The following is a 24,807-nucleotide window of genomic DNA, read 5'->3' as shown; positions in this document are numbered from 1 at the left end:
AGTTCAAACTTAATTTAAACCAAGCACATCATACATATCGTAAAGACCGGTCTTTTTATCCGCCAGAAAACGAGCCGCACGCAAACTGCCATGTGCATATGTGACGCGACTAGATGATTTATGCGAGATTTCAACTCGTTCACCGATACCGGCAAACAAAACCGTATGGTCACCAACGATATCGCCACCACGTATGGTTGCAAAACCGATAGAAGAAGGATCGCGCTCACCGGTAACACCCACCCGTGAAAACACCCCTACTTCATTTAAATCGCGACCTAAAGTATCAGCGATGACTTCACCCATCTTCAAGGCAGTACCAGAAGGCGCGTCAATTTTATGGCGATGATGCGCCTCGACTATCTCAATATCGTAGCCGTGTGAAAAACTTTTCGCTGCCATTTCCAAGAGCTTTAAGGTGACATTCACGCCCACGCTCATATTCGGAGCAAATACGATCGCGGTTTTTTCTGCCGCTGCAGCAATCGCCGCCTTGCCTGCCTCATCAAAACCAGTCGTGCCTATGATCATCTTAATACCATGTTCGGCACAATATTCCAGATGTTTGAGTGTGCCTTCCGGGCGGGTAAAGTCAATCAGATAGTCAGCATCAGCCAAGGCAATAGAGAAATCTGAGGAAATCAAAACCCCTGCTGGTTTGCCCAAGGTCGCGCCGGCATCACTACCAAGAAATGCTGACTCAGGTATATCCAAAGCCCCGGCCAAAACTGTGTCTTGCGCTTCAGCGATGCTCTCTACTAACATCTTCCCCATGCGGCCTGATGCGCCAGCCACTGCAATTTTTAATACCGTCATATCACTAGTCTTTCTTATTTTTTCTTGGGAGCTTCGATGTCTGGAGAAGTTGCCGCCTTCATGCCTATAGCCGAACTGGTAATGTGTGCCAGATAGTCTTTTTCGGTCGGCAGATTGCCGCCCTCAAAGCGTTCCACGGTATTATTTTTAAAGAAGACGGTGACACGGCTAGTCACCAGTTCACCGTCGGTTTTCAGCAAACGGAATGGATAATCCCATCTGTCTTCATGAAACATATCGGTCAATAAAGCAGTACCAAGCAGGAAGCGCACTTGCTCGCGTGTCATACCGTTCTTGAGTTGAGATACCATTTCTTGAGATACAAAGTTTCCCTGCTGTATCGTCATACGATAGGGAGAAACGTAGCCAAACAGTTTATTTAAGCCCGTAGGAGCGATCACTTGAGTGCCATCCGTCTCGGTAGTAACTGCCGGTGCATCCTTCAGCAAGGGGCTTTTCGTGGTGCAGCCAGATAAAAAAGCAACCAAGCTAAGGCCAAGCAATGCGCTTAGCGTGTGGTGGGATTTCTTAGAAAACAACAATCGCATAGAGAACCTCAATATATTGAGCAAAAATGTAGGAGCTGCAAATTTCAGATAAGATGGCAATATAAATATTAGCAGTCGCCAAAACCCTATATCATAAAGCAGATAGTAATTCATTTACCGAAAACATGACGAATAGCACCCCCAACCTCAAAGCTAGCGGATTAAAGGCGACCTTACCGCGTCTAAAAATCTTGGAAATATTCCAAAGCAGCTCAGTCCGGCATTTGACAGCGGAAGATGTGTATAAGATCCTGCTGAATGAAAATATGGATGTAGGCTTAGCCACAGTCTATCGGGTATTGACACAATTCGAGCAGGCAGGCTTATTGCATCGCAATCATTTTGAAACCGGCAAAGCCATCTTTGAATTGAATGAAGGCTCACACCATGATCACTTGGTTTGCCTCAATTGCGGCATGGTAGAAGAATTTTATGATGAAGAAATAGAACGCCGGCAGCAGGCCATCGCAGACAGCAAAGGTTTCACGATTTCAGATCATGCCTTGGCGCTTTATGGCTATTGCTCAAAGCCAGACTGCGGTCCCAAAAACAGAAAAAATTAACAGAAAAAACTAAGCATTTTAGTTTGCCGCCTAGTTTTTTTCGCAGTGATATCAATGTGGGTTCTGGCGCTGCTGGCGAATTTTCGTCGCCACTTGCGCCACCGCATCTAGCACCTTTTTTGCATTAAACGGCTTCACGATATAGCCGCTAATCCCCGCATGTACTGCCTCGGTCACGGTTTCCTGATCCTTGTTTGCTGTGACCATCAAAATAAATACATCTGGCATGACTAATTTAATGCTTTTCAGGGCTTCTAAACCGCTGACCTTAGGCATGACCACATCGAGCAAAATGATGTTTGGCTTTAATTTAATCGCCATTTCATGCGCCACATCACCATCGGTAGCCTCGCCCACCAAGTTGTAATCCTCGCTTCTCAAGATAACTCTTAAAGTTTCTCTTGTGATATCGCTGTCATCAACAATCAATATGGAAATATCTTTATTATTTAACATAGCGGCTCATTATTGATTAGTAAATTTTATTTGCTTTGCACTCATCTACTTAATTTAATGACTAAGTGCATTCGAGAGAAGTTTGGCGGTGATATCCACAATAGGGATTACCCTTTCATAAGCCATGCGAGTTGGCCCTATCACGCCCAAGGTACCTACAATCTTACCATTAACCGCATATGGTGCTGTCACCACGCTCATCTCATCCATAGGCACTAGATTCGATTCACCACCGATAAAAATCTGCACCCCGGTCGCCTTACTCGACATATCCAACAATTGCATTAAACCAGTTTTTTGCTCAAACATGTCAAATAACTTACGCAAAGACGTCATGTTCGAGGACAGATCTGCCACATTCAACAAATTGCGCTCACCTGAGATCACGACATCGTCAGCATGCTCAGCCATGGCGTCACTTCCAGCCTCTACTGCGGCCTGCATTAAACGCGACATGTCATCGCGCAACTGGCGTAACTCAGTAGTGATACGCAAGCGCGCATCATCAAAACTAAGTCCGCCAAAATTTTGATTCAGGTAATTTGCTGCCTGCACTAATTGCGAGGGGCTGTAATCGACATCGGTCAGCAGTAGGCGGTTATGCACTTCTTTACTTGGTGTGACCACCACCAACAAGATACGTTTTTCCGATAAACGTAAGAATTCAAGCTGCTGAAAACTAGACTCTTGGCGCGCGGTCATGACTACGCCTGCAAACTGCGACAAAGACGACAAAACCTGAGCCGCATTGGCGATAATTTTTTGCGGTGGAGTGGAAAAAATGCGCGACTGCAAACGTGATTCCAAAGCTGCTTCATCGATCACTTGTACCGTCAATAACTGATCGACGAAAACACGATAACCAAGCGGCGTCGGCACCCGCCCCGCTGAAGTATGCGGGCTAGTAACGAAACCCATGTGCTCCAGATCCACCATCACATTGCGTATCGTGGCGGGCGATAATTCTAGCCCGGATATTTGCGACAGCGCACGCGATCCGACTGGCTGCCCGTCAGCGATATAGCGTTCCACCAGAGCCTTGAGCAAGGTTTGTGCACGAGTATCAAGTTGCATAAAAATTTATTCAGAAAATATGAAGAAAATCGGAAATACCCTGCGTTACAGACTAGCGTAAATTTTACGACTGACTCACTATAGATAGGTAAAAATTTGATGCAAATTCGAAATTGTGACATCCGGTTTGACGTGTTGATGACGCGTGTCTTCGGGTTTTAAGTTTCGACGATTCATCCATACTCCCTGCATTCCGACCTGCTGCGCTGCAGCCACATCCAAAGCTAAATCATCCCCAACAAACAAGACTTGCTGAGGCAGTAAATTTAAGGCGGCGCAGGCTGCTGTAAAAATACGTGGATCAGGCTTAGCGCAACCAAAACTATGGGCTGCCAACGACACTTTAAAATACGGCGCCAAACCTATTGCCTGCAAATCCGCAAAACCATTCGAGATTGAGCCTAAAGATACCTGCGTCTGCAGCTGATTCAACACGGGTATGACTTCATCATACAATTGCACCTTATTGCGCGCATCAGCAAACACCGCCATGGCTTGATCCGCCAAACTTTGATCGCTACCGTATTCATGAAACACCTGACTCAACATGGTATGCCTGAGCGCCCACAAATCATACTCGAAGCGCGGATTGGTTTTCACCAGCGCCTGCCTGCGTTTGCGCAAACTCTCTATCGTATGATGTTGCGCAATGCCAGGAGCATGCACATCCATCCACTGATGCAAAGTCAGTTCCGCCTGCATAATGACCGTTTCTACGGGCCACAAAGTGTCGTCCAGATCAAACAGCACCGCTTTAATACTCATACTTACTCACTTTTAATATTCACAACATAAGTAATTATGTTCTAATCTGGCTCATCTTTGCGATCAATCCACGTACTTTATGACTTCTCCTGCAAAAACTATCGCACTAGTCGGTAAGTACAATGCGCCGGGCATTACCGAATCCCTGATAGAACTGGCAAATTTTCTGGATCATGCCGGACATACCGTCGTGTTAGAGTCAGAAACTGCACTCAACATGGATCTGAAAAACTTTAGCCAGATGGCCGCGCCAGAAATTGGTAAATATGCGGACGCTGCCATCGTTCTCGGTGGCGATGGCACCATGCTGGGTATTGCACGCCAGCTGGCACCTTACAATGTTCCACTGATAGGGATTAATCAAGGCCGCCTGGGCTTTATTACGGATATCCCGCTGGAGCGCATGATCCCTGTCGTCACAGAAATGCTGGATGGAAAATACGTTTCTGAGCGTCGTAGTTTATTGCAAGCCATCGTAATACGTGATGGCAATCAAATCTTTAGCGGCATGGCATTCAACGACATCGTTGTTTCGCGTGGCGCTGGCTCTGGCATGGTTGAATTGCGAGTCGATGTGGACCAACAGTTTATGTACAATCAACGCTCTGACGGTCTGATCGTATCCACCCCGACTGGCTCTACCGCGTATTCCCTGTCAGCCGGAGGCCCCCTGCTACACCCGAGTTTATCCGGCATCGTGATGGTACCGATCGCGCCACATGCGCTATCTAACCGACCTATCGTTTTACCTGACACTAGCGAAGTCAGTATAGAAATCGTGGCAGGACGCGACATCAGCGTCAACTTTGATATGCAATCCTTCGCGAGCTTGCTGTATCAGGACAGGATAATCATCAAACGTTCGGCCCATACCGTCACCTTTCTGCACCCGCAAGGCTGGAATTATTACGATACTTTGAGAGAAAAATTACACTGGAATGAGTATCCCTCGGTAGAAGGCGCTTTGCGTTAAAATAAGCACTGGTTTCTGCCATGCTATTTCGCGGCTGTATTTTTAAGTTTTAATTTCCAGCAGCGCCTTCTTCCTCAACCTTTTCCTGTCAAACCCTATGCTGCGCACGCTTGCTATACGTGATTTTGTTATCGTTGATGCGATAGAACTAGAATTTTCAAATGGATTCACCGTTTTCACGGGAGAAACCGGCGCCGGAAAATCTATTTTGATCGATGCACTGGCGTTGGCGCTGGGTGGCCGTGGCGATGCCAGCATGGTCAGAGAAGGTGCCGCCAAAGCCGAAATTTGCGCGACATTTTCGATTAATCCACAAAGCGCTATGTGGCTAGAAGAAAATGATTTTAGCGATGCTGAACAAGAATTATTGCTCAGACGCGTAATAGACAATGCAGGGCGTTCCAAGGCTTACATCAACGGCAGCAGCGCCACTGCATCCCAGTTGCGCGAATTGGGAGATATGCTGGTCGACATTCATGGCCAACACGCCCATCAATCACTGTTAAAAGCCGATGCCCAACGCGACTTACTCGATATGCAGGGCGGCTTACAAAATCAGGGCATAACGGTAAGCACACTGTTTAAGCAATGGCGTGCCCTGAGCAAGCAACGTGAACAATTCGAGAATAATGCGAAAAACATTTTGCTAGAAAAAGAACGCCTGGAGTGGCAGGTGGGCGAACTAGAAAAACTCCAGGTCAAACCTGGGGAGTGGGAAGCCATCAGTCACGAGCACAGCCGCTTGGCACATGCAGCCAGCCTGCTGGAAGGCGCACAAGAAGCGGCTGATCTAATCTCAGAGTCTGAGCATCCTATGTTGTCTCAACTCACTTCGCTACACCAAAAACTTTCTAAATTGCAGAGCTTCGACGCGGCATTGACGCCGGTGATAGAGGCGCTCGATTCGGCCCGGATTAACTTGCAAGAAAGTGCTTACGCACTCAATGATTATTTAGGCCGGGTCGAACTTGATCCAGCGCGCCTGCGTGAAGTCGATGCCAGAGTCGAGGTGTTACACGCTACCGCAAGGCGTTTTCATGTAGCACCAGAATTACTGCATCAAGAGTACGCGACACTCTCTAGCCAACTGCAACAATTATCTGGTGTCTCAGATATGGCGGCGCTAAAAGCACAGGAAGAACAGGCTCAGCAAAAATATCTAGAGCAAGCCAAAAAACTTAGCCACTCACGGGCAACAGTGGCACAAGATTTAGCTAAAGCAGTCAGCAGTGCGATGCAAGACCTGAGTATGACAGGTGGATCGTTTGGTATCGCCCTAAACCCTTGTGAAGCGAGCGCTAACGGCATCGAGCAGATAGAACTTCTCGTCGCCGGACATGCGGGCGTACAAGCCAGACCCTTAGCCAAGGTTGCATCTGGCGGTGAATTGGCGCGTATCTCCCTGGCGATTTCTGTGATTACTTCTTGCGCCACTGCGACCCCTACCTTGATTTTTGATGAAGTCGATAGCGGCATAGGCGGTGGTGTGGCCGAAGTCGTTGGTAGACTACTCAAACGACTAGGGCAAGACCGCCAAGTCTTGTGCGTCACCCACTTGCCACAGGTGGCGAGCCAGGCGAATCATCACTTTGAAGTCAGCAAGGGCAACGATGCCGGCCGTACCGTTTCGCGCATAGACAGCCTGGACAACAAGCAAAGAGTAGAAGAAATCGCACGCATGTTGGGTGGCATAGAAATCACCGCAACCACGCGCAAACATGCCAGAGAATTGTTAGCGTCTTAGCCGCAATTAAAACAATTAAACAATTGAGTTAAATTTAAACGCAACATCAAAAAGAGTAAGACCAAAAATATTATGCCTTTTCATAAAGAGCCGCCCTACGCACACGGAACGATCGCTAAAACCGCGGTCGTCTTAATCAATCTCGGCACACCCGACGCACCGACCGCAGCGGCAGTGCGGCGCTATCTAAAAGAATTTTTATCCGATCATAGAGTGGTGGAAATCCCCAGAGCGATCTGGTGGTTAATACTCAATCTGATCATCCTGCCATTTCGTTCCAGCAAATCGGCCGCCAAGTATGCCACTATCTGGAGCAAAGATGGCTCGCCTCTCAAGATCCATACCGAAAAACAGGCCTTGTTATTACAGGGTTATCTAGGGGAACGAGGTCACGAAGTAAAAGTGACTTATGCGATGCGCTATGGATCGACCAATATCCCGGAAGTGCTGAGCAAACTGAAAGCTGAAGGTTATGAACGCCTGCTGATACTGCCAGCGTATCCGCAATATTCCGCCACCACCACCGCGTCTAATTTCGATGCGGTGTTTCGCCATTATCAGCAAGTGAGAAATATTCCTGAGCTGCGCTTTATCAAAAACTATCATGACCATGAGGCCTACATTCAGGCACTGAAACACTCCATCCTGCATTACTGGCAAAGCAATGGAAGACCAGAAAAATTGGTCATGAGTTTCCATGGCTTGCCAAAAGCTTTTTTAATGCGCGGCGACCCGTATCACTGCGAATGCTACAAAACTGCACGCTTGCTGGCCGAACAATTAGGCTTAAACAAGGAACAGTATGTGGTCACTTTCCAGTCTAGACTGGGGCGAGCGGAGTGGCTGCAACCCTACACGGCACCGACAGTGCAAGCCTTAGCCAAGCAAGGGCTCAAGCGTATCGATGTGGTGTGCCCGGGATTTATTGCCGACTGTCTGGAAACGCTAGAGGAGATCGCGATGGAAGTGCGCGATGACTTTCTGCAAGCAGGCGGTAAAGAATTTCACTATATCCCTTGTTTAAATGAGTCTCCTGAATGGCTGCGCGCCCTAGCTGAAATTACTGAGCAACATCTGATAGGTTGGCCGACCATGATGACGGGCAGCTTGCGCGAACAACTCAAGCAGCAGGCTTTATTAAGCAGGTCAGAAGCGAAACGTTTAGGTGCAGAACATTGAGCCCTGAAATAGCCTCTGGAAATGCCTGTTACGTCATTGGTGATATCCAGGGCTGCTGCGATCAACTGGAGCAATTGCTAGCGTTGATCTCCCATACAGCACCGACAGCAAAGATTTTGTTTGCGGGTGACCTGGTTAATCGCGGCCCTAAATCACTGCAAACTTTAAGACTAGTCAAAGCCATGGGCGCGCGCGCCGACAGTGTCTTGGGTAATCACGATCTGCATTTACTAGCGGTCGCCAATGGCCTACGCCCAGCTCACAAGAGCGATACCTTAGATGAAATCTTACAAGCACCCGACCGCGAAGAATTATTAGACTGGTTACGGCAGCGCCCGCTCGCCCTAATCGAGCAAGGGCATTTACTAGTGCATGCTGGCGTATTCCCGGCTTGGAGCATAGAGCAGACGCTGGCCCTGGCGCACGAGGTAGAGCAGGTACTGCGTGGGCCTGACTGGCTGAGTTTATTGCGCGAGATGTATGGCAATACACCAGAGCGCTGGAGTGATGATTTACACGGCAGCGAGCGTTGGCGCGGCATCATCAACGCGCTCACCCGTATGCGTTATTGCAGCCTGGATGGCGCGATGGATTTTGACAGCAAGGATGGCATGGCAGCTACGCCGCCAGGACTGTTACCGTGGTTTGACATCGCAAACCGAAACAGCGCGGGTCAGCCTATCATCTTTGGTCACTGGTCTACCCTGGGCTTAGTGCTGCGACCGGATCTGATTAGTCTCGATACCGGTTGCGTCTGGGGCGGCAAACTGACTGCAGTTTCGCTGCCTGGCAGAGACGTACTGCAAGTGGACTGCCCACAGCAGCAACGGCCTGGAAAATCCAAGTAATCATCCAGGGCGATGTTAGGCGCCCGGCTCACAACGGCATTAAGCGTTGATCTCTATGCTTTGATCTCTATGCTTAAGCTGTGCGCGACCGCCACTCGCGCCGCTTGTGCGATTTCTCTGCGATGCGCATCGACTGTGCTAATCGAGCGCAACTGACGCAACTCTGCGGTGATTTTTCCGCCACCAAAGATAGCCTGCATGCTTTCAACGATCGTCATCTCGCCAATAAAATCCACGGCAGAATGCAATTTGCCACTGGCATCCAGATAGCGAATAGAGAAAGGCTCGACCGGCACTTGCGCCTCGATCGCAGCCTCAAACAGATTGGCGTGAAAAGGCAGCACTGAACCTTGCGCAGCGGTGGTCCCCTCCGGAAAAAACGCGATGCGTTTACCAGCGTGGATTTGATGCACCAAGCCTTCGTAGATACGCCTCACTTCTCTTTGTTTACCGCGCTCCAGGAAAATTGTTCCGGCTTTTTGACTCAGCCAGCCTATGATAGGCCAGCTACGGATGTCTGATTTGGCGACGAAATAACAAGGCTGCTGTGTATTCATAACAAAAATATCTAGCCACGACACATGGTTGGAGACGATCAGCGCGCGCGATACTGCAGTGCCCTCACTGTCATCGATAAATTTCAATTGCACTTGAAAGATCGTCAGCAAACGCCCAGACCACCAGCGTATCAGGCGCTCGTGAGTGGCGATTTTACTCAAGGGGAAACACACCCCACAGATCAGCAACCCCACCAACAGGTGGGACATCAAACATAGTAAACGCCAAGCGATCATGCACTGCCTCTAGGAACATACTCATCTGGAGTATGACTAATTATTTAAAATTGCCCGCATAGAATATGCGCAAATGGGGAGTCATCACAGATACCCCCTCTTTTTTAAAATCCAGATTGGAACTTAGGTAATATTATCCCAGCTAGGCGTGCCGCCGCAGACAGTACTTCAAGTACGGCAAGGCGGATACAAGGACGCTGGGGCGGTTTTACGTATGTCCTATTGAAATTTACTTCAGAGCGTCAAACGCGATATGACCCGCCACGATGGTCGCCTTCACCACACCCGGCAATTCATAGCCCAGAAATGGGGTGTGCTTGCCCTGGCTGACCAAGGCACTAGCAGCCACGGTCCAGCGCTGACTGGCATCGAACAAACACAGATCGGCGACCTGCCCAACCGCGATTTGACCGCATGGCAGATTCGCCAGTTGCGCTGGTTGATGCGTAATTTTGCCTAACACCTGCGCCAAACTAACGGGCTCACGACTTTCTTCAGCCCACTTTAAAGCCAGGGACAGCAGCAACTCAAGCCCTGTCGCGCCTGGCGAAGCCTCGGCAAACGGCAACAACTTCTCGTCATCATCAACCGGTGTGTGGTCTGAGCAAATCGCATCGATAGTGCCATCGCGCAAAGCTGCCTGTATCGCATCCCTATCACGCTGACTGCGTAAAGGTGGCGTCATACGTGCATTCGAATCGAAATAGCCGATATCTGCGTCGGTCAGATGCACATGGTGGACGCCGACGTCGCAACTTAATAACAGACCTTCTTGTTTGGCCTGGCGCACCAAATCCAAACCTGCGGCAGAAGAGATACGACATAGATGTACTCTGGCACCAGTGGCGCGCATCAACTCAAACAGGGTATGCAAGGCAATCGTTTCACTCATCACAGGCACGCCAGAGAGGCCCAAACGCGTCGCCAGGGGGCCGCTATGGGCCACCCCGCCCTTGCCGATAAAGGCATCTTGCGGACGCAACCATACCGTGTAGCCAAAGGTACTGGCATATTGCAAAGCGCGCTGCAAAACATTAGTGTCTTCTATCGGCTCTTCAGCTTGCGAGAAGCCGACGCAACCGGCCTCGGTGAGCGCTGCCATCTCGGTCAGTGCCTCGCCCTTCAAGCCCAAGGTCAATGCCCCCAAAGGGTAAACGTGGGCTTTATTTTGCACGCGCGCTCTTTGCTTGAGCATCTCGACCAAGCCGGCTTCGTCCAACACCGGATCGGTGTCGGGTGGGCACACCAAGCTAGTCACACCGCCACGCATGGCGGCTTGTAATTCGGATTCCAGCGTCGCTTTGTATTCAAAGCCTGGTTCGCGCAAACGCGCACTTAAATCCACCAGGCCAGGCGCCAGCACCAGACCGCTCGCGTCGATCACTTTATTCGCGATAAAATCAGCAGGGGCAGCCCCCATCGCAAGTATCTTACCTGCCGCAATAAACACATCCTGCACGGCATCCATACCGCTGGCAGGATCGATCACACGGGCATTCTTAATCTGAATTTTCATCTTTTTGTTTTCCTTACTCGCCACTAGTGCCAGCGACTATGCTCATGACCGCCATCCGCACTGCGATACCAAAAGTGACCTGAGAAAGTATCACTGACTGCGGGCCATCAGCGACCGCAGAATCAATCTCTACGCCGCGATTCATAGGTCCGGGATGCATCACGATGGCATCCGGTTTCGCCAGCGCCAGACGCTCGGGAGTTAATCCATAATTTTTAAAATATTCTTGCGCCGATGGCAGCAACGCACCATTCATACGTTCATTTTGCAAACGCAGCATGATGATGACGTCCACGCCCTTCAAGCCTTCGTTCATATTATTGAAGACCCTGACACCCATTTGCTCCAAGCCGCCTGGCAATAAAGTACGCGGGCCTATGACGCGCACTTCTGGCACGCCCAGGGTAGTAAGTGCATGAATATCAGAGCGCGCTACGCGGCTATGCAGTACGTCACCGATGATGGCCACCGTCAAATTACTAAAGTCTTTCTTGTAATGGCGAATGGTGTACATGTCCAGCAAACCCTGAGTCGGATGCGAATGTCGGCCATCGCCAGCATTCACCACGTGCACATGATGCTGCTTAGTATCGTTGAGGTGTTTGGCAATCAGATGCGGTGCACCTGAGGTCGCATGACGCACCACAAACATATCGGCGTGCATGGCAGCCAGATTGTCGATGGTATCGAGCAAAGACTCGCCCTTGCTGGCGCTAGAAGCCGCGATATTGAGATTAATCACATCCGCTGACAAACGCTTAGAAGCGATTTCAAAGGTGGTACGAGTGCGCGTCGAGTTCTCAAAAAACAAATTGAAAACGCTTTTACCACGCATCAAAGGTACTTTTTTCAGCTCGCGGTCACCAATGCTAACAAAGGAAGAGGCGGTATCGAGAATGTGATTAACGATGGACTTAGGCAGGCCATCTATGCTCAGCAAATGCTGAAGCTCACCATGTTTATTGAGTTGGGGATTATGCATGATCGATCGAAAGGCTTAGTTTTCCATCCACTGCACGCTGCAGATGAACGGAGGAAGTAGTGTCAAAATTGGCGGAGTAAGCAACAAAGTCAGCAGCGACCGGTAATTCGCGGCCACCGCGATCAACTAGTGCTGCCAGCAGGATTTTTGCCGGCCTGCCATAGTCAAATAATTCATTGATAGCAGCGCGGGTGGTGCGGCCAGTGTACAGAACATCATCGACTAAAATAATGGTGGCGTCATCCACATCGAAAGGAATTTTGGTGGGCTTCACATCGGGATGTAAGCCTTTTTTAGCGTAATCATCACGATAAAACGAGACGTCGATATAGCCTAAGGCATCATCCATACCTAGATCAGTCGCCAATCTTTGCGCCAACCAGGCACCGCCGGAATAAATACCAACGATCGCCAATTTTTGTATGTGCGCGGTCTGGGTCTTAATCTGCGCAAGCAACTGCAGATACAGGGCTTCGGCATCTAGAGAGGATTTCATAGTTGTCATCTGGTTTGGTCAAAATATTGTTGCAAAATGAGCGCAGCAGCGTGGTCATCTATTCTCTCCCCGCGCTTCGCATGCAAGACTGCGGAAGTGTAACGTTCATCTACCAGCACAGTCGGCAAGGAAAAGCGCCCTTGTAACTGATGGGAAAATCTTTGACAGCGTTGCGTCATTTCGTGGGATGCGCCATCTGGATGGGTAGGTAAGCCCACCACACATAAGACCGGCTGCCACGCCAAAATTAACTTAGATAACTCAGCAAATTTGCCGTCATTGGTCGCTGCACTAATAATGGTCAGAGGTTCTGCTTGCCTGAGTAAGGTGTTACCAACGGCAACCCCGATACGTTTCAATCCAAAATCAAAAGCCAGAATGGTTCCGGATAACTCGGACATCAAGCATGCCCTGCATCGGCGACCAGCATCAGAGGATCGATCCCCAGCAATTTCATCGCCGCAACAAAGCGCTCTTCCAAGGGCAAATCAAACAAAATCTGCATATCAGCCGCAACCGTCAGCCAGCCATTGGCAAGTATCTCTTGCTCCAACTGCCCGGCGCTCCAGCCCGAATAACCTATGCTGAGCATCATGCGCTCTGGCGCTTCACCCGCCGCTACTGCCTCCAGGATATCGCGCGATGTCGTAAAAGCGATTTCGTCAGTCACTTTTAAGGAAGACGAAAATTTTCCAATGGGTGCATGTAACACGAATCCTCGGTCATCTTGCACAGGGCCACCAAACATCACCGGATGTTTGCCCATAGGATGCGAGTCAGGTATATTTTCCAGCTTCAAATCTATTCGATCAAATAAACCAGCGACCGTCATATCGGTCGCTTTATTGATGACTAAGCCCATGGCGCCGCGGGCATTGTGCTCACAAATATAAATAACCGTGCCGCCAAATATAGGATCCAACATAGAGGGCATGGCAATCAAAAAATGATTACTTAAATTCAGCTCGTCTGATCGAGAGTTTTCTACGGACAAGCCGACCGCAGCAGGCGTGCTGAGATTCGAGGTGCCTTGTGCGCCAAATAAATTGGTGTGGATAGAGGTAATTTGCTTCGCCATTTCGACATTTTAGCATTTTTACGTGCTTTTTCTATGTGTGCTATGGTGTTCGCGCTGGATTTTATCTCCAAACGTGAGAAGTTTCTCCTCAAAAAATTTCGTCAGAAACAGCACCATAAAAATCAATGCTTAAAACCATACGCCCCCCTCTAAACACTAGCCTAGTCTGGTTCAGACGCGATCTACGTTGTTTTGACCATGCCGCGCTGTACGCCGCATTAAAACAAAGCAAGTCAGTGTACTGTGTATTTATTTTTGACAAAGACATACTCGACTTACTGCCAAGTAAAGACAGGCGCGTACACTTCATAGATCAAAGTGTGCGGGAACTTGCGGCAGAAATCGAAAAAATGGGCGGTAATTTAATCGTACGTTATGGCTCTCCAAAACAGGAGATTCCCAAACTTGCCCTAGAGTTACAAGCCCAGGCAGTTTTGGTCAATCACGATTACGAACCTCAGGCGATACAGCGTGACTCCCAGATTAAGCTGTCGCTAGCTCAGATTGATTGCGATTTCTTGAGTTTCAAAGATCAAGTGATTTTTGAAAACGACGAAGTATTAAGCCAAGCCGGCACACCGTTTTCCATTTTCACACCGTATAAAAATGCCTGGCTAAAAAAATTTCTAGCCGGTGGCGATGATTTTTATTGCAAACCCTATCCAGTACAAACATACGCAGAAAAGCTGAGTAAGTACAGCTGCGCTGAATTTCCGGACTTGGGACGTATGGGTTTTGCCGCGATAGATCAGTCGGAACTGGCATTACAAGGTGGAATGAAAGCTGGCGCGATTCTATTTGAAGATTTTTTATCCCGAATACACAATTACGAACTAGCACGTAATTTCCCAGCGATCAAAGGCCCCTCTTACTTGTCGGTGCATCTGCGCTTTGGGACGGTTTCCATTCGTCATCTGGTGCGAGAAGCAATCAATTGCGTCAGAACCGGCAACGCTCACCAAGGGGCTCAGGTTTGGCTCTCCGAATTAATTTGGCGTGATTTCTACTTCATGATTTTGCAGCATCACCCCCGTGTAGTGGATCGCAGTTTCAAAGCTGATTACGATGCCATAGTCTGGGAAAGCGGCACGCATGCGGAGCAAGTTTTTATCGCGTGGTGTGAAGGCAAAACTGGTTATCCTTTAATCGATGCTGCGATGCTGCAATTAAACAATACAGGGTATATGCATAATCGACTGAGGATGGTTACAGCCTGCTTTTTAGTCAAAGATCTTGGAATAGACTGGCGATGGGGAGAGCGCTACTTTGCCTTACATCTGAACGATTACGATCTTTCGGCAAACAATGGCGGCTGGCAGTGGGCCGCCTCGACGGGCTGTGATGCGCAGCCATACTTTCGTATTTTCAATCCGATTACTCAATCGGAAAAATTCGATCCTCAAGGAAAATTCATACGTCGCTATCTCCCGATACTGGCGCGATTGGAGAATAAGCAAATCCATGCGCCATGGATGCTGAGTTCGAGTGTTCTCAAACAAGCTGGAATCACTTTGGGCGAAAATTATTCAGAGCCGATAATCGCCCATGATGAAGCAAGAAAAACTACTTTAGCACGATACGCCGTAGTCAAAAAATAGACAAAAAAATGCATCGCTTTGAGCGATGCATTTTTTTGGAGATTATTTCTGTCTAGTTGGATTTAAATTATTTTCCGACAAAACCCGCAATCGCACCTAATAAATCATCTTCGCGATAGGGTTTACCAAAGTACTCATTCACACCCAACTCGGCTGCATAGTTGCGATGTTTATCCGCAGTACGCGAGGTAATCATAATAATAGGAATATGACTAGTGCGCGCGTCACTACGAATATTGCGAGTTAAATCGAAGCCATCCATCCTAGGCATCTCAATATCAACCAACATCACGTCCGGCGTCACCGATTGTAATTGCTCAAGTGCATCAATGCCGTCTTTCGCCAAGACCACATGGTAACCCTCACGCGATAACAAGCGCTGAGTAACACGTCGCACAGTCAGAGAATCATCGACCACCATCACGGTATGTTGCGTACGCAAACCCTGGACTGGAACAGTCTCTTGCTTAGACGTATCTTCGCTAAGATTGGCGATTGCGCCGATCTCCGGAGTGGCACCAGTCAACTGCAGGTCATGGTGACGGGTACGCTCATGTTCCATTTTATGCGCCAAAGGCACAGGATTGAGAATTAGAACGATGTCACCTGAACCCAACACAGTAGCACCTGCAATACCAGGCATACGCGCTAATTGTGGTCCAATATTCTTAACCACGACCTCGCGATTGCCGACAATATCATCGACGTGAATAGCAACTCTATCGTTACCACTCTTCATGATAAGCAGAGGTGAATACTGTTGCGGCTGCGGCACTACATTGCTTTCACCCAGTATGCTAGAGAGGAAGTAAATTGGCACCAGACTACCTTGCCACATGATGCCGCCATCGTTATAAGCATTCGCCAGCACAGCTGATTTCAATTGCTGAACTTGCTCAACCAAGACAGATGGAACCGCGAAGGTTTTGCCGCCGGCCGATAAGATAACGACCTGAGTCACCGCCAGGGTCAATGGCAAATGAATGGTGAAATGCGCACCTTTGCCCTCGACAGAATTGACCGAAACTCGCCCGCCCAATGATGCAGCCTCTGAACGCACAACGTCCATACCGACACCACGTCCGGCTAACTCGGTAACTTCACTGGCAGTGGAAAAACCGGGCTCAAAAATCATATTAACGACATCGGCATCGCTAATACTATCTTCATAACCAAGCAGACCGACTGTCTTCGCTTTGTCACGAATGCGCGCTAGGTTCAGGCCTTGTCCATCATCCGTAAAGTGAATAACAACTTCATTACCCTCTTGCCGAATTTCAATGAGAAGTTCTCCGGTCTCTTGCTTGCCATTCTCACGGCGACGCTCGCGTGACTCTATCCCATGCACAATCGCGTTACGCAATAAATGCTCAAATGGACCGACCATTTTTTCCAGAACGCTGCGATCAATTTCAATTGATGTACCGCGTATGTCAAGATTGACGCGCTTATCCATTTCTTTGGAGGTTTGGCGTGTCACTCTATACAGCCGCTCAGAAATACTGGCGAACGGTATCATCCTTACCCGCATCAAATCCTGCTGGAGTTCACGCGTCAAACGTGCCTGCACATGCAAATCATTGGTTGCGCCATCGATAGTGCGATGCAAGTTTTGCTGTACGGTAGCAACGTCGCTGACGCTTTCCGCCATCATGCGTGTCAACTCTTGCAAACGAGTAAAGCGATCAAATTCCAAGGGATCAAATTCACGATCACCCGAATGCGCCATACGTGATGTGATTTGTGTTTCCGCCTGAATTTCAACTTCGCGTAATTGATCACGTAAACGATTCACGTTATCGGTCAATTCTATCAGGGACGATCTCAATGTCCCCACTTCATTCTCCAATTTGGAGCGTGAAATTGAGACTTCACCAGCCTGATTGACTAAGCGATCCAAAATATCAGCACGTACCCGCACCAAGGCAACCGGACCAGCTGGAGTGCTGACCGCGACAGCAGGAGCAATAACAGATCTTGCGGCAGCCAAAGGCTTTTGGCTGACTGGCGCAAAGCCGGCCAACTCGTTACCAGCAGGGGCAAGCGGATCGAGTGAACCGCTCTCCAAGGCTGCCTGAAACTGTTCCAACTCTTGTGCCGGACTCAATTCTGCATACGGCGTGCTCTCGACTGCAGCACTTGGGTTTTGCAAACGATCGAACAATTGCATGCTGTAGTCATGCCGAGACAATAAATCGTCCAGCAATGGTTGGCGTACCGCGCCACCGCTATGCATCAAACTCTCAATGCGCGTTTCCATGTCATGCGTATGCTGCCCCAATTGCATCGCACCCGCCATACGGGCACTACCCTTGATCGTATGCATGAGACGCAAAATTGCTTGCGGTATCGAAGCATCGTCGGGCTGTTGCTGCCATGAGCGCAGCAATTGTCCAACCATAGGCAAGAGATCATTTCCCTCTTCTATAAAAACCGGCAACAAATCTATATCTAAATCGTCTTTCAGCTTTACATCAAACTCTGAAGACGATGGTGGCACCTCATATGTCTCAACCACTAACGCGGCAGGAACGGCCTTATTTTCAGGCTGCATTTCATCTTTTGGCGTATTCACTGCAGCTTCAGCGACCGGATCAAGCTCTATCGCCACGACAGTGTTCACAGATTCTGGCACTGGCTCTAGCGCTACAAGCATATCTTCTTGAGCAACATCTTCATGAGCAACATCTTCATCGAGTGACAGTGGTGCTAGAAGATCGAGGTCAGTCGTTACTTCTTTTACTTCGGCAGCAAACGTATCGTGTATTACACCATCCTCGGATGAACTCGGGTTAAAAGACTCTTCTGTGACAAGTGCACTTTGATCGAGCCTCTCATTGGTCGATGTAATGAATTCATCATCGTCATCACCAACACCTGAACGGAAAACCACGGCTTGAAGTAGCTTTTCCAACTGAAGTATTTCTGCCGGCTCATGTTGCGCCATTTCAGATACTGCAAACTTCTTAAGCATAGACTTTAAGCAATCTACCGCATGATCAAGCACATCAAATTCGCTTAACTCCAAGCTAACTGGATGACGCTCTACACGTTGCAAGACCATTTCTAAACTATGCGCCAACTCTTGCGCCGCAATCAGACCGACGGTAGCAGAACTTCCCGCAAGTGAGTGTGCAGCATGCACAGAGTGTCGTGAAACATGCCTAGAAGATTCATGCCGCCACTCAGCAAAGTCTTGTGATAAAAAGCGTACGATTTCATCTGTCTCTGCCATGTAGATGGTATGCAAAGGCAGGCTAATTTCGATATCACCGATGCGCTTAACGTTGTCGTCTTGAACCAATAATGGCGAAGGGAAATCAATGATTTCCGCACTTTCGATCTGCTGCGACAAGTCTTCTGAAGTAGTCTCATCAACTTGAATCGATGCTTCTTGATTAGTAAAAGTATTCTCAGAAACAGGCTCAGCAATTTCATCGACTAGAACAGGCATCTCAATTTCAGATACTGAATCCGAACTCAATTTCGGATCAGCAAGCTCTGTCAAAGCAACAAATGCGCTAGGGTTGGTCGAAGTTGTTTGCAAAGAAAAATCAAGAGCTTCCGAGTCATCAGGTTCAAAAACTGCCGCAGCAATAAGCTCAGGCTCATCCAACTGGATCTCGGACAAGGGGGTCTCAATTTCAACGCTTGGTTCGATCATTTCGTCTGATCGAGCACCCGATGAGTCTGGATTTAAGTCAACGCCGCTTAACTCTACAGCTTCAACACTATCGAGCGCCGCGATTTCAACAGCAGTTACAGTATCTGTCGGTGACGCTAGTTCAAGCACGTCTTGGCCATTTTTTAGTCGTTCGGCTGCGGCAATAATTCCGGCACCTGAACGATGGGCTTGACCAGTTTCTTTCAAGTCAGACACCCATGCGGACAACTCAGGCTCAGTCAAATCCAGCAAAGCATACAAGGGTTCGGCGCCCTCACGGGACTCCGACAACCATAAATTCATGACTTGTTCGATACTCCATGCCGCTTCGCCAAAGACCATCAAGCCGACCATGCGGCCACTTCCTTTTAGCGTATGGAAAGATCTACGTAAGCTAATAAGATGCTCTTGGTTCGTCGGGTCGAGTCGAGATAAAGGCACGGTATGACGTACATACTCAAGGACCTCTTCAGCCTCCTCTAGAAAAATCTCAAGCAACTCAGCATCTATTGCCTCATCATTTATCGGCAAATCGACAGCAGGAGTAATCTCCTGAGCGCTACTAATTTGCGTCGTAGCAACAACAATATTATTCAGATCTTCAGATGATGAACTAAAGTCCGATTTATCCAACAAATCAATCGCAGCGCGCGCACGCGCACTGGCGTCTGCATCATCCAACAATATCGCAACTGATCGTTCGGACTCAAGTGAGTCTTTTAGCTGAGCCTGCAATTCCGAATTATTTGGTTCTTCCACCAGGGAAACCGCAAGTCTCGCTGATTCATGCTGCTGATTACTCAACTCTTGCTCAGCCGTCATCATTGTTACTAGCGGAGTAGCTGGTTCCATTTGCACTGAAGGCAGCAATTCCTTTTCAGCTGGTTTTTCCAACAAATTCGAACGGAATACGCCTATAGAAGTATCAAAACTAAATTTCTTCTTGGCTAACTCGGGTTGATTTTGTAAGGTTTCTATGAAAAATGACAATGCACCTACATTTTGAGCAACATTGCGATAAGCATCAGAATCAGTATCGATTTCATCTGCATCATGCGCATCAGAAAACTGTTTAACTACGGCACGAACATGTTCGACGGCCAACATTGCATCATCTTGATCCAGAATTGCTAAAGCGCCGCCAATCTGGTGCAAAATCCCGTCAACAGGTGCTAACACCTCGCTGTTTGCGGCATCTCTAAAATACTCATCCAAAGTCTTTTCCACTTGACGCAGACTAACCTGCATCTCAGAAACAAGCACAGACATGGTTTTCTTTTGCTGCGCCTCTCTTGACAGGTCGCCCATCCAACTCGCTTGAGTAGGAGGCTCGTCACCAGAGACAACAGCAAGCAGTCGCGCAGCTATCTCGTCAGCACGATCGGAAAAATCGCTAGGTAAATGAGTAATCTGCTCCAGCGCATTCTCGACAAAAAGCAAACTCGTGGCTAGTTCCAGCCCCATCTTACTTCTATCAGGTGAACCCTCAGCATGACGCGCAATTCCACTTAGTTCGCGCAGCAATTTATACAATGGCGGCGAATTCAAGCTAGCGCCCGACTCAGCCAAATCCTTCATTTTTTGAGAGAATTTATCGGCCAATCCTGTGTCGCCATTTGCAATCCGTCCCCACAAGTTTTTGACTAGCGACAATTGCTCTTTCGCCGCAGCTAAAATATTTGCAGAAATTTGACCATAATTTTTTTGCTCATAATCAAGTGGAACCTGATTATTTAGGCGATAAGCCAAAAGGATTTGAGCAACGAACGGCGACGGTTGATCAACTTGGGCAATAAAGAATAAGGCGTCCCTTAGCAAGCGCTCGGGAATAGTAGTAACGCCATCAACTAGGCGTCTTATCTGGAGATTAATTCGTCCAAATATCTGTTTCACATATTGCTTATTTTCGATCGCACCTTGCGCTACCGATTCAGAAAATCCGCGCATAACCAGCCAAAATGCTTTTGCCTGAGAAGTACTTTGAGCTTGTTCGATTTCTTTAATTAAGTCATGCATAGCCCGGACTGCGACCATTTGCTGTTCATTTTCCTTAGCCGTCAAAACATTGAGTAGGAGCTTCTCAAAACGTTGTCGCAAATTAGAATAATTCACGGGCTTAATCGGATGTACCAGCGTCAGCTCTGGGATTTTTTCATGAACGGACAAGGAAGGAAAAAATAAATCCGCCGGATGTATTCTTTCCGCACCTTTAATCTCTAACAAGGCTCGATAATAAGGAAACAAGCGCACTGGTTGATGAGCACCACCGCTTAGCAAATCTTCCAAATAGCACAATATTGCGTGAAAAGCATCGGAGATAACATCGACGTGAGCGCGACTAATTTCTAGTTGCCCAGACTGCAAACGATCAATCAAATCTTCTATTGTTTCAGTAACAATAGATACGCCATCGATATCGACAATTTGTAAGGCGCCGTGTGCTTGATGTAGATAACTTTTAGCGTGAAGCAAGGTCGTCGATTGTGCTTCTGCGTCCTGTGAAGTCGCATCTAATAACAATTTCCCTGCATTGCTTATCGCTTCCCGCACCTCGCCCATAACCCAAGACAAGGGGCCAATATCAAATTGCTCTTGGGGGATTTCTGGAGAATTAGAAAAACTAGATGTCATGCGTGTACCCCGCAAACTCAATGGGCGATAGGCCGCAACCTATCGCCGTGCATTTATGATCAGGCTGAAATATTTTCAGCCCAAGACTGAAAAATCAGGCCGTAACTCGGAAACGGGAGACCGAGTTCTTGAGTTCTTCAGCCAACATTGACAACTCCATAATCGACTGCGCAGTTTGTTGAGTACCACTCTGAGTTTGCTCAGTAATAGTCAAAATGTGCTGAATGTTTTGAGCCACACCGTTTGCAGAAGTTGCCTGCTGCTCCGTTGCCAACGAGATACCTTGAATCAATTCAGCTAGGCGATTCGAAACGCTACGAATTTCGGACAACGCAGTACCCGCAGCATCTGATAGTTTTGCTCCTTCAACCACACCCTGAGTGGATTTCTCCATAGCGGCAACCGCATCATGAGTATCCGTTTGAATCGTTCTTACCAAGGCGCCAATCTGTTTTGTTGCCTCAGCTGAACGTTCCGCAAGACGCTGAACCTCTTCCGCAACCACCGAGAAACCTCGACCTGCTTCACCTGCGGACGCTGCTTGAATCGCTGCATTCAAGGCCAATACGTTAGTTTGCTCGGTAATATCAGAAATCAATTCGGTAATCTCACCAATCTCTTGTGAGGATTCACCCAGACGTTTAATCCGTTTTGAAGTCTCTTGAATTTGCTCGCGAATCTCATTCATACCTTTAATCGCATTTTCCACAGCGTGTGCACCTTGCTCAGCAGCAGCAACCGATTGACGCGCAACTTCGGCCGACTCATTCGCAGAACGAGAAACCTCGGTAATATCGTTTGCCATCATAGTCACCGCGTGTCCAGCATCAGCGATTTCTCTCGACTGTTGATGTGAGGCTTCCAGCAAATCGTTAGAAACGCCCTGTGCTTGTGAAGACGCTGAAGTAACTTGAACCGCAGTATTAGTAACCCGACCGACCAATCCACGCAACTCTTCCACGGTGTAATTAACCGAATCGGCAATCGCACCAGTAATGTCTTCCGATACCGTAGCTTGAACAGTCAAATCTCCATCAGCAACTTCTTGCAACTCATTCATCAGTCGCAAAATCGCAGCCTGATTTTGGTCATTTGCTGACTTTGCTTCTTCTTCTTGCTTCTGGGCTTGCAACATCTGTATATCTGCATTTTTGCGTCGGGCGTCCGCTTCTTTGGTGCGATTACGACTATCTTGTAACAATACAATAGCAATACCGACAGCTGCCAACAAAGCACTAACAGCACTTACCAAGATCATCCAAAAAGTCCAATTGATCGAATCTTGCTGCAAAGTATAAGTTTTCTGCAATTTGGTAATTCTTTGCTTCAAATCTTCATTTTCGTTAAACAGCAATTGCTCTGCTTGTTTTGCGCCAATGAAATTTTGCAAGTTACCAAGAATACTGGAAACAGAAACTTGATAGTCCGCAAAAGTTTTTTGCAACTCAGTCAATTTCTCACGAGTATCGGCATCTTTTGTTGCGCTAATACGTAAAATTTCGCTACCATTCAAAAAGCCATCCACCAAATCACGGAAGGTATTGGTATCTTTACCAAGCAGAAAAGCTGTTTCAGGATTAACACCTTCAGCAACCAAAAATTCATTCGCACTACGACCTAAGCGCTGAGTCAACATAACCAACTGGCTTGAGGCTGCAATTTCGCGCGATGAGCCACCGCCCTGCAACTTCAAAGTAGAAATTTGTTCAGTTAATTCAAGTAAAACTGGCGATAAGGTATTCAATTTTTCGAGCGTCTGTCCAAAACCAGTCAACTCTTTACGCAAATCCAAAATGGTTTTAGCTGCCTTGTCCGAATTTTTCCATGCTTTTTGTGTGTCTTTTACCACTGGCTCCAACTTTGTATCTGCAGCATCAACATCGCGTCCTTGATATGCGCCACCACTCAACAAAACGACCAAGTCACTATTGAGTTCCTTGCGGCTTTCATCGAGTTGCTTAAACGCAGCAGGATTACCCTGAATCGCATTTGGCGCTGCCTTACCGATACGTTGTGAATGCATCAAAGCATCACCGGCAATCTGCGCTTGTGTTGAAATCAATGCAGATTGTTTCGCATTTAAAAATACAAAAATACCACTCAATAAGAGTGCAACGCCCATTGAAATCAACAGAACGCGTATTTGTTTTTGTAATGGCAAGTGCCCGATAAGTGGAAGCCTGACGTCTCCACCTTTTTCGAGCGCATCACCAATAAAAGTTGCATCAGCATGATTCTCAGCTGCTTTCGATATTGGCGCGTCACTCTGAGCAAGCTCATTCGTTTCCGATGAGGGCGTCAGCATTTTGACATTCGCAGCCTCTTCTATAGAGCCAGTAGCGTTTATCAACTCCCGGGCACCATCTTTCTCTAGCTCAAGTTCTTGATCTTGTTTTTTCTTGGACAAAAACGGTAGTTTAAACGCCATTACTAGGTCTCCTAATCGATTGAAATACTGTACTAATTTTATTGAAAATTACAAACCAACGTGCAAAAATTCTTGATTTTGCACCAACATTGACAAACTAAGTTCAGACCAAAGTTTCCCGTCTTGATCACGATGCACGGCAACAATCCAAGGCTTATGCTCAAGCCCCGTGCTGCCTGCATTCGTATCAGCGCTGACTTCTGCCTCCATTTCACTGGAATTCCGCAAACCGAGAACCTGAGAAACTAATAGTCCGCTATTAAACGCCAAAGTTGGCGCAAATGCGACTACTCGGCACGACGAATCCAAGACAGTAGCTTGACCACCATCAAATCGAGCCAGATCAACTACACTAGTTAAATTACCTCGGACATTTGACAATCCAAGATACCAATCTTTAGTGAGCGGGACTTTTACCATATGCCCAGCACTTACTATCTCTCCAGCTTCGCGCAAATCAAGTAGGTAACGGGATTGACCTATCATAATTCCTAATTGGCTAACCCTTAGCTGCGTCCCACGTTGAGCTTCCTGCATGCGATCCATCAACTGAGCCTGGAATTCACGCAATCGGGTACGTCGCACAGCCGGATCAGATTTGGGTACTTTTAGACCGGTCGCTGCTGACTCACGCAAAGTTTGGTTCATAAATAG

Annotated in this window: 20 protein-coding genes; 6 read left to right on the top strand and 14 right to left on the bottom strand. The window is 47.9% G+C overall.

Annotated elements, in window-relative coordinates; translation table 11 throughout:
- Positions 1–9 precede the first annotated feature (9 nt).
- Complete coding sequence (gene dapB, locus EJN92_RS14770; protein ID WP_126128526.1) at positions 10–816, bottom strand: 4-hydroxy-tetrahydrodipicolinate reductase; 807 nt, start codon at positions 814–816, stop codon at positions 10–12.
- A gap of 14 nt (positions 817–830) precedes the next feature.
- Entirely contained in the window at positions 831–1,364 is a 534-nt protein-coding gene (locus EJN92_RS14765) for an outer membrane protein assembly factor BamE (RefSeq protein ID WP_126128525.1), read from the bottom strand.
- Positions 1,365–1,489: 125 nt separating this feature from the next.
- On the opposite strand from EJN92_RS14765, the gene fur reads away from it, so the two are divergent.
- Positions 1,490–1,927, top strand: a complete 438-nt coding sequence (gene fur, locus EJN92_RS14760; protein ID WP_126128524.1) for a ferric iron uptake transcriptional regulator — start codon at positions 1,490–1,492, stop codon at positions 1,925–1,927.
- Positions 1,928–1,978: 51 nt separating this feature from the next.
- On the opposite strand, the gene EJN92_RS14755 is transcribed toward fur, so the two are convergent.
- The 3 genes from EJN92_RS14755 to EJN92_RS14745 form a co-directional block, all read right to left on the bottom strand.
- The gene (locus EJN92_RS14755) at positions 1,979–2,383 is read right to left on the bottom strand and encodes a response regulator (RefSeq protein ID WP_126128523.1); all 405 of its coding nucleotides are present in this window, start codon (positions 2,381–2,383) and stop codon (positions 1,979–1,981) included.
- Positions 2,384–2,437: 54 nt separating this feature from the next.
- Positions 2,438–3,457, bottom strand: a complete 1,020-nt coding sequence (hrcA, locus tag EJN92_RS14750; protein WP_194074939.1) for a heat-inducible transcriptional repressor HrcA — start codon at positions 3,455–3,457, stop codon at positions 2,438–2,440.
- A 78-nt stretch (positions 3,458–3,535) separates the two neighbouring features.
- Positions 3,536–4,222, bottom strand: a complete 687-nt coding sequence (locus EJN92_RS14745; protein ID WP_126128521.1) for an HAD family hydrolase — start codon at positions 4,220–4,222, stop codon at positions 3,536–3,538.
- Positions 4,223–4,301: 79 nt separating this feature from the next.
- On the opposite strand from EJN92_RS14745, the gene EJN92_RS14740 reads away from it, so the two are divergent.
- The 4 genes from EJN92_RS14740 (at position 4,302) to EJN92_RS14725 (ending at position 8,966) form a co-directional block, all read left to right on the top strand.
- Complete coding sequence (locus EJN92_RS14740) at positions 4,302–5,195, top strand: NAD kinase (protein ID WP_126128520.1); 894 nt, start codon at positions 4,302–4,304, stop codon at positions 5,193–5,195.
- Between the two features lie 97 nt (positions 5,196–5,292).
- On the top strand, positions 5,293–6,939 hold the full coding sequence (recN, locus tag EJN92_RS14735) for a DNA repair protein RecN (RefSeq protein ID WP_126128519.1): 1,647 nt from the start codon (positions 5,293–5,295) through the stop codon (positions 6,937–6,939).
- A 72-nt stretch (positions 6,940–7,011) separates the two neighbouring features.
- Positions 7,012–8,118: a ferrochelatase gene (gene hemH / locus EJN92_RS14730; protein ID WP_126128518.1), complete on the top strand. Its 1,107-nt coding sequence runs from the start codon at positions 7,012–7,014 to the stop codon at positions 8,116–8,118.
- Positions 8,115–8,966, top strand: coding sequence for a symmetrical bis(5'-nucleosyl)-tetraphosphatase (locus EJN92_RS14725; RefSeq protein WP_227869561.1), 852 nt, complete (start codon positions 8,115–8,117; stop codon positions 8,964–8,966). The genes hemH and EJN92_RS14725 overlap by 4 nt, the downstream gene beginning before the upstream one ends.
- A gap of 53 nt (positions 8,967–9,019) precedes the next feature.
- Here EJN92_RS14725 and EJN92_RS14720 read toward each other — a convergent pair whose 3' ends face one another.
- The 6 genes from EJN92_RS14720 to EJN92_RS14695 all read right to left on the bottom strand — a co-directional run bounded on the left by EJN92_RS14720 (position 9,020) and on the right by EJN92_RS14695 (position 13,832).
- Entirely contained in the window at positions 9,020–9,733 is a 714-nt protein-coding gene (locus EJN92_RS14720) for a lysophospholipid acyltransferase family protein (RefSeq protein WP_227869560.1), read from the bottom strand.
- Between the two features lie 256 nt (positions 9,734–9,989).
- A complete protein-coding gene (locus EJN92_RS14715; protein ID WP_126128516.1) occupies positions 9,990–11,276 on the bottom strand; it encodes a dihydroorotase in 1,287 nt (428 codons plus the stop codon).
- 13 nt (positions 11,277–11,289) lie between these two features.
- Positions 11,290–12,258: an aspartate carbamoyltransferase catalytic subunit gene (locus tag EJN92_RS14710; protein ID WP_126128515.1), complete on the bottom strand. Its 969-nt coding sequence runs from the start codon at positions 12,256–12,258 to the stop codon at positions 11,290–11,292.
- A complete protein-coding gene (pyrR, locus tag EJN92_RS14705; protein ID WP_126128514.1) occupies positions 12,251–12,763 on the bottom strand; it encodes a bifunctional pyr operon transcriptional regulator/uracil phosphoribosyltransferase PyrR in 513 nt (170 codons plus the stop codon). The genes EJN92_RS14710 and pyrR overlap by 8 nt, the downstream gene beginning before the upstream one ends.
- Positions 12,760–13,155 (bottom strand): Holliday junction resolvase RuvX, encoded by a 396-nt coding sequence (gene ruvX, locus EJN92_RS14700; RefSeq protein WP_126128513.1) that lies wholly within the window; start codon positions 13,153–13,155, stop codon positions 12,760–12,762. The genes pyrR and ruvX overlap by 4 nt, the downstream gene beginning before the upstream one ends.
- Positions 13,155–13,832 carry a YqgE/AlgH family protein gene (locus EJN92_RS14695; RefSeq protein WP_126128512.1) on the bottom strand — a complete coding sequence of 226 codons (678 nt, stop codon included), beginning with the start codon at positions 13,830–13,832 and terminating at the stop codon, positions 13,155–13,157. The genes ruvX and EJN92_RS14695 overlap by 1 nt, the downstream gene beginning before the upstream one ends.
- A 125-nt stretch (positions 13,833–13,957) precedes the next feature.
- Here EJN92_RS14695 and EJN92_RS14690 point away from each other — a divergent pair, with 125 nt between their 5' ends.
- The gene (locus EJN92_RS14690; RefSeq protein ID WP_126128511.1) at positions 13,958–15,430 is read left to right on the top strand and encodes a cryptochrome/photolyase family protein; all 1,473 of its coding nucleotides are present in this window, start codon (positions 13,958–13,960) and stop codon (positions 15,428–15,430) included.
- 67 nt (positions 15,431–15,497) lie between these two features.
- Here the strand turns inward: EJN92_RS14690 and EJN92_RS14685 are convergent, their stop codons facing one another.
- The 3 genes from EJN92_RS14685 to EJN92_RS14675 form a co-directional block, all read right to left on the bottom strand.
- Entirely contained in the window at positions 15,498–21,725 is a 6,228-nt protein-coding gene (locus tag EJN92_RS14685) for a hybrid sensor histidine kinase/response regulator (protein ID WP_126128510.1), read from the bottom strand.
- Positions 21,726–21,819: 94 nt separating this feature from the next.
- A complete protein-coding gene (locus EJN92_RS14680) occupies positions 21,820–24,153 on the bottom strand; it encodes a methyl-accepting chemotaxis protein (RefSeq protein WP_126128509.1) in 2,334 nt (777 codons plus the stop codon).
- A gap of 48 nt (positions 24,154–24,201) precedes the next feature.
- A complete protein-coding gene (locus tag EJN92_RS14675; RefSeq protein WP_126128508.1) occupies positions 24,202–24,801 on the bottom strand; it encodes a chemotaxis protein CheW in 600 nt (199 codons plus the stop codon).
- Positions 24,802–24,807: the final 6 nt, after the last annotated feature.

It is taken from the genome of Undibacterium parvum (assembly GCF_003955735.1).
Lineage (GTDB): Bacteria > Pseudomonadota > Gammaproteobacteria > Burkholderiales > Burkholderiaceae_D > Undibacterium > Undibacterium parvum.
This window is presented reverse-complemented; position numbering and strand designations above follow the sequence as displayed.

What these genes read in the sequence shown, in the direction of transcription:
- dapB (WP_126128526.1), bottom strand. Translation starts at nt 816, where the DNA reads ATGACGGTATTAAAAATTGCAGTGGCTGGCGCATCAGGCCGCATGGGG.
- EJN92_RS14765 (WP_126128525.1), bottom strand. Translation starts at nt 1,364, where the DNA reads ATGCGATTGTTGTTTTCTAAGAAATCCCACCACACGCTAAGCGCATTG.
- fur (WP_126128524.1), top strand. Translation starts at nt 1,490, where the DNA reads ATGACGAATAGCACCCCCAACCTCAAAGCTAGCGGATTAAAGGCGACC.
- EJN92_RS14755 (WP_126128523.1), bottom strand. Translation starts at nt 2,383, where the DNA reads ATGTTAAATAATAAAGATATTTCCATATTGATTGTTGATGACAGCGAT.
- hrcA (WP_194074939.1), bottom strand. Translation starts at nt 3,457, where the DNA reads ATGCAACTTGATACTCGTGCACAAACCTTGCTCAAGGCTCTGGTGGAA.
- EJN92_RS14745 (WP_126128521.1), bottom strand. Translation starts at nt 4,222, where the DNA reads ATGAGTATTAAAGCGGTGCTGTTTGATCTGGACGACACTTTGTGGCCC.
- EJN92_RS14740 (WP_126128520.1), top strand. Translation starts at nt 4,302, where the DNA reads ATGACTTCTCCTGCAAAAACTATCGCACTAGTCGGTAAGTACAATGCG.
- recN (WP_126128519.1), top strand. Translation starts at nt 5,293, where the DNA reads ATGCTGCGCACGCTTGCTATACGTGATTTTGTTATCGTTGATGCGATA.
- hemH (WP_126128518.1), top strand. Translation starts at nt 7,012, where the DNA reads ATGCCTTTTCATAAAGAGCCGCCCTACGCACACGGAACGATCGCTAAA.
- EJN92_RS14720 (WP_227869560.1), bottom strand. Translation starts at nt 9,733, where the DNA reads ATGTCCCACCTGTTGGTGGGGTTGCTGATCTGTGGGGTGTGTTTCCCC.
- EJN92_RS14715 (WP_126128516.1), bottom strand. Translation starts at nt 11,276, where the DNA reads ATGAAAATTCAGATTAAGAATGCCCGTGTGATCGATCCTGCCAGCGGT.
- EJN92_RS14710 (WP_126128515.1), bottom strand. Translation starts at nt 12,258, where the DNA reads ATGCATAATCCCCAACTCAATAAACATGGTGAGCTTCAGCATTTGCTG.
- pyrR (WP_126128514.1), bottom strand. Translation starts at nt 12,763, where the DNA reads ATGACAACTATGAAATCCTCTCTAGATGCCGAAGCCCTGTATCTGCAG.
- ruvX (WP_126128513.1), bottom strand. Translation starts at nt 13,155, where the DNA reads ATGTCCGAGTTATCCGGAACCATTCTGGCTTTTGATTTTGGATTGAAA.
- EJN92_RS14695 (WP_126128512.1), bottom strand. Translation starts at nt 13,832, where the DNA reads ATGGCGAAGCAAATTACCTCTATCCACACCAATTTATTTGGCGCACAA.
- EJN92_RS14690 (WP_126128511.1), top strand. Translation starts at nt 13,958, where the DNA reads ATGCTTAAAACCATACGCCCCCCTCTAAACACTAGCCTAGTCTGGTTC.
- EJN92_RS14685 (WP_126128510.1), bottom strand. Translation starts at nt 21,725, where the DNA reads ATGACATCTAGTTTTTCTAATTCTCCAGAAATCCCCCAAGAGCAATTT.
- EJN92_RS14680 (WP_126128509.1), bottom strand. Translation starts at nt 24,153, where the DNA reads ATGGCGTTTAAACTACCGTTTTTGTCCAAGAAAAAACAAGATCAAGAA.
- EJN92_RS14675 (WP_126128508.1), bottom strand. Translation starts at nt 24,801, where the DNA reads ATGAACCAAACTTTGCGTGAGTCAGCAGCGACCGGTCTAAAAGTACCC.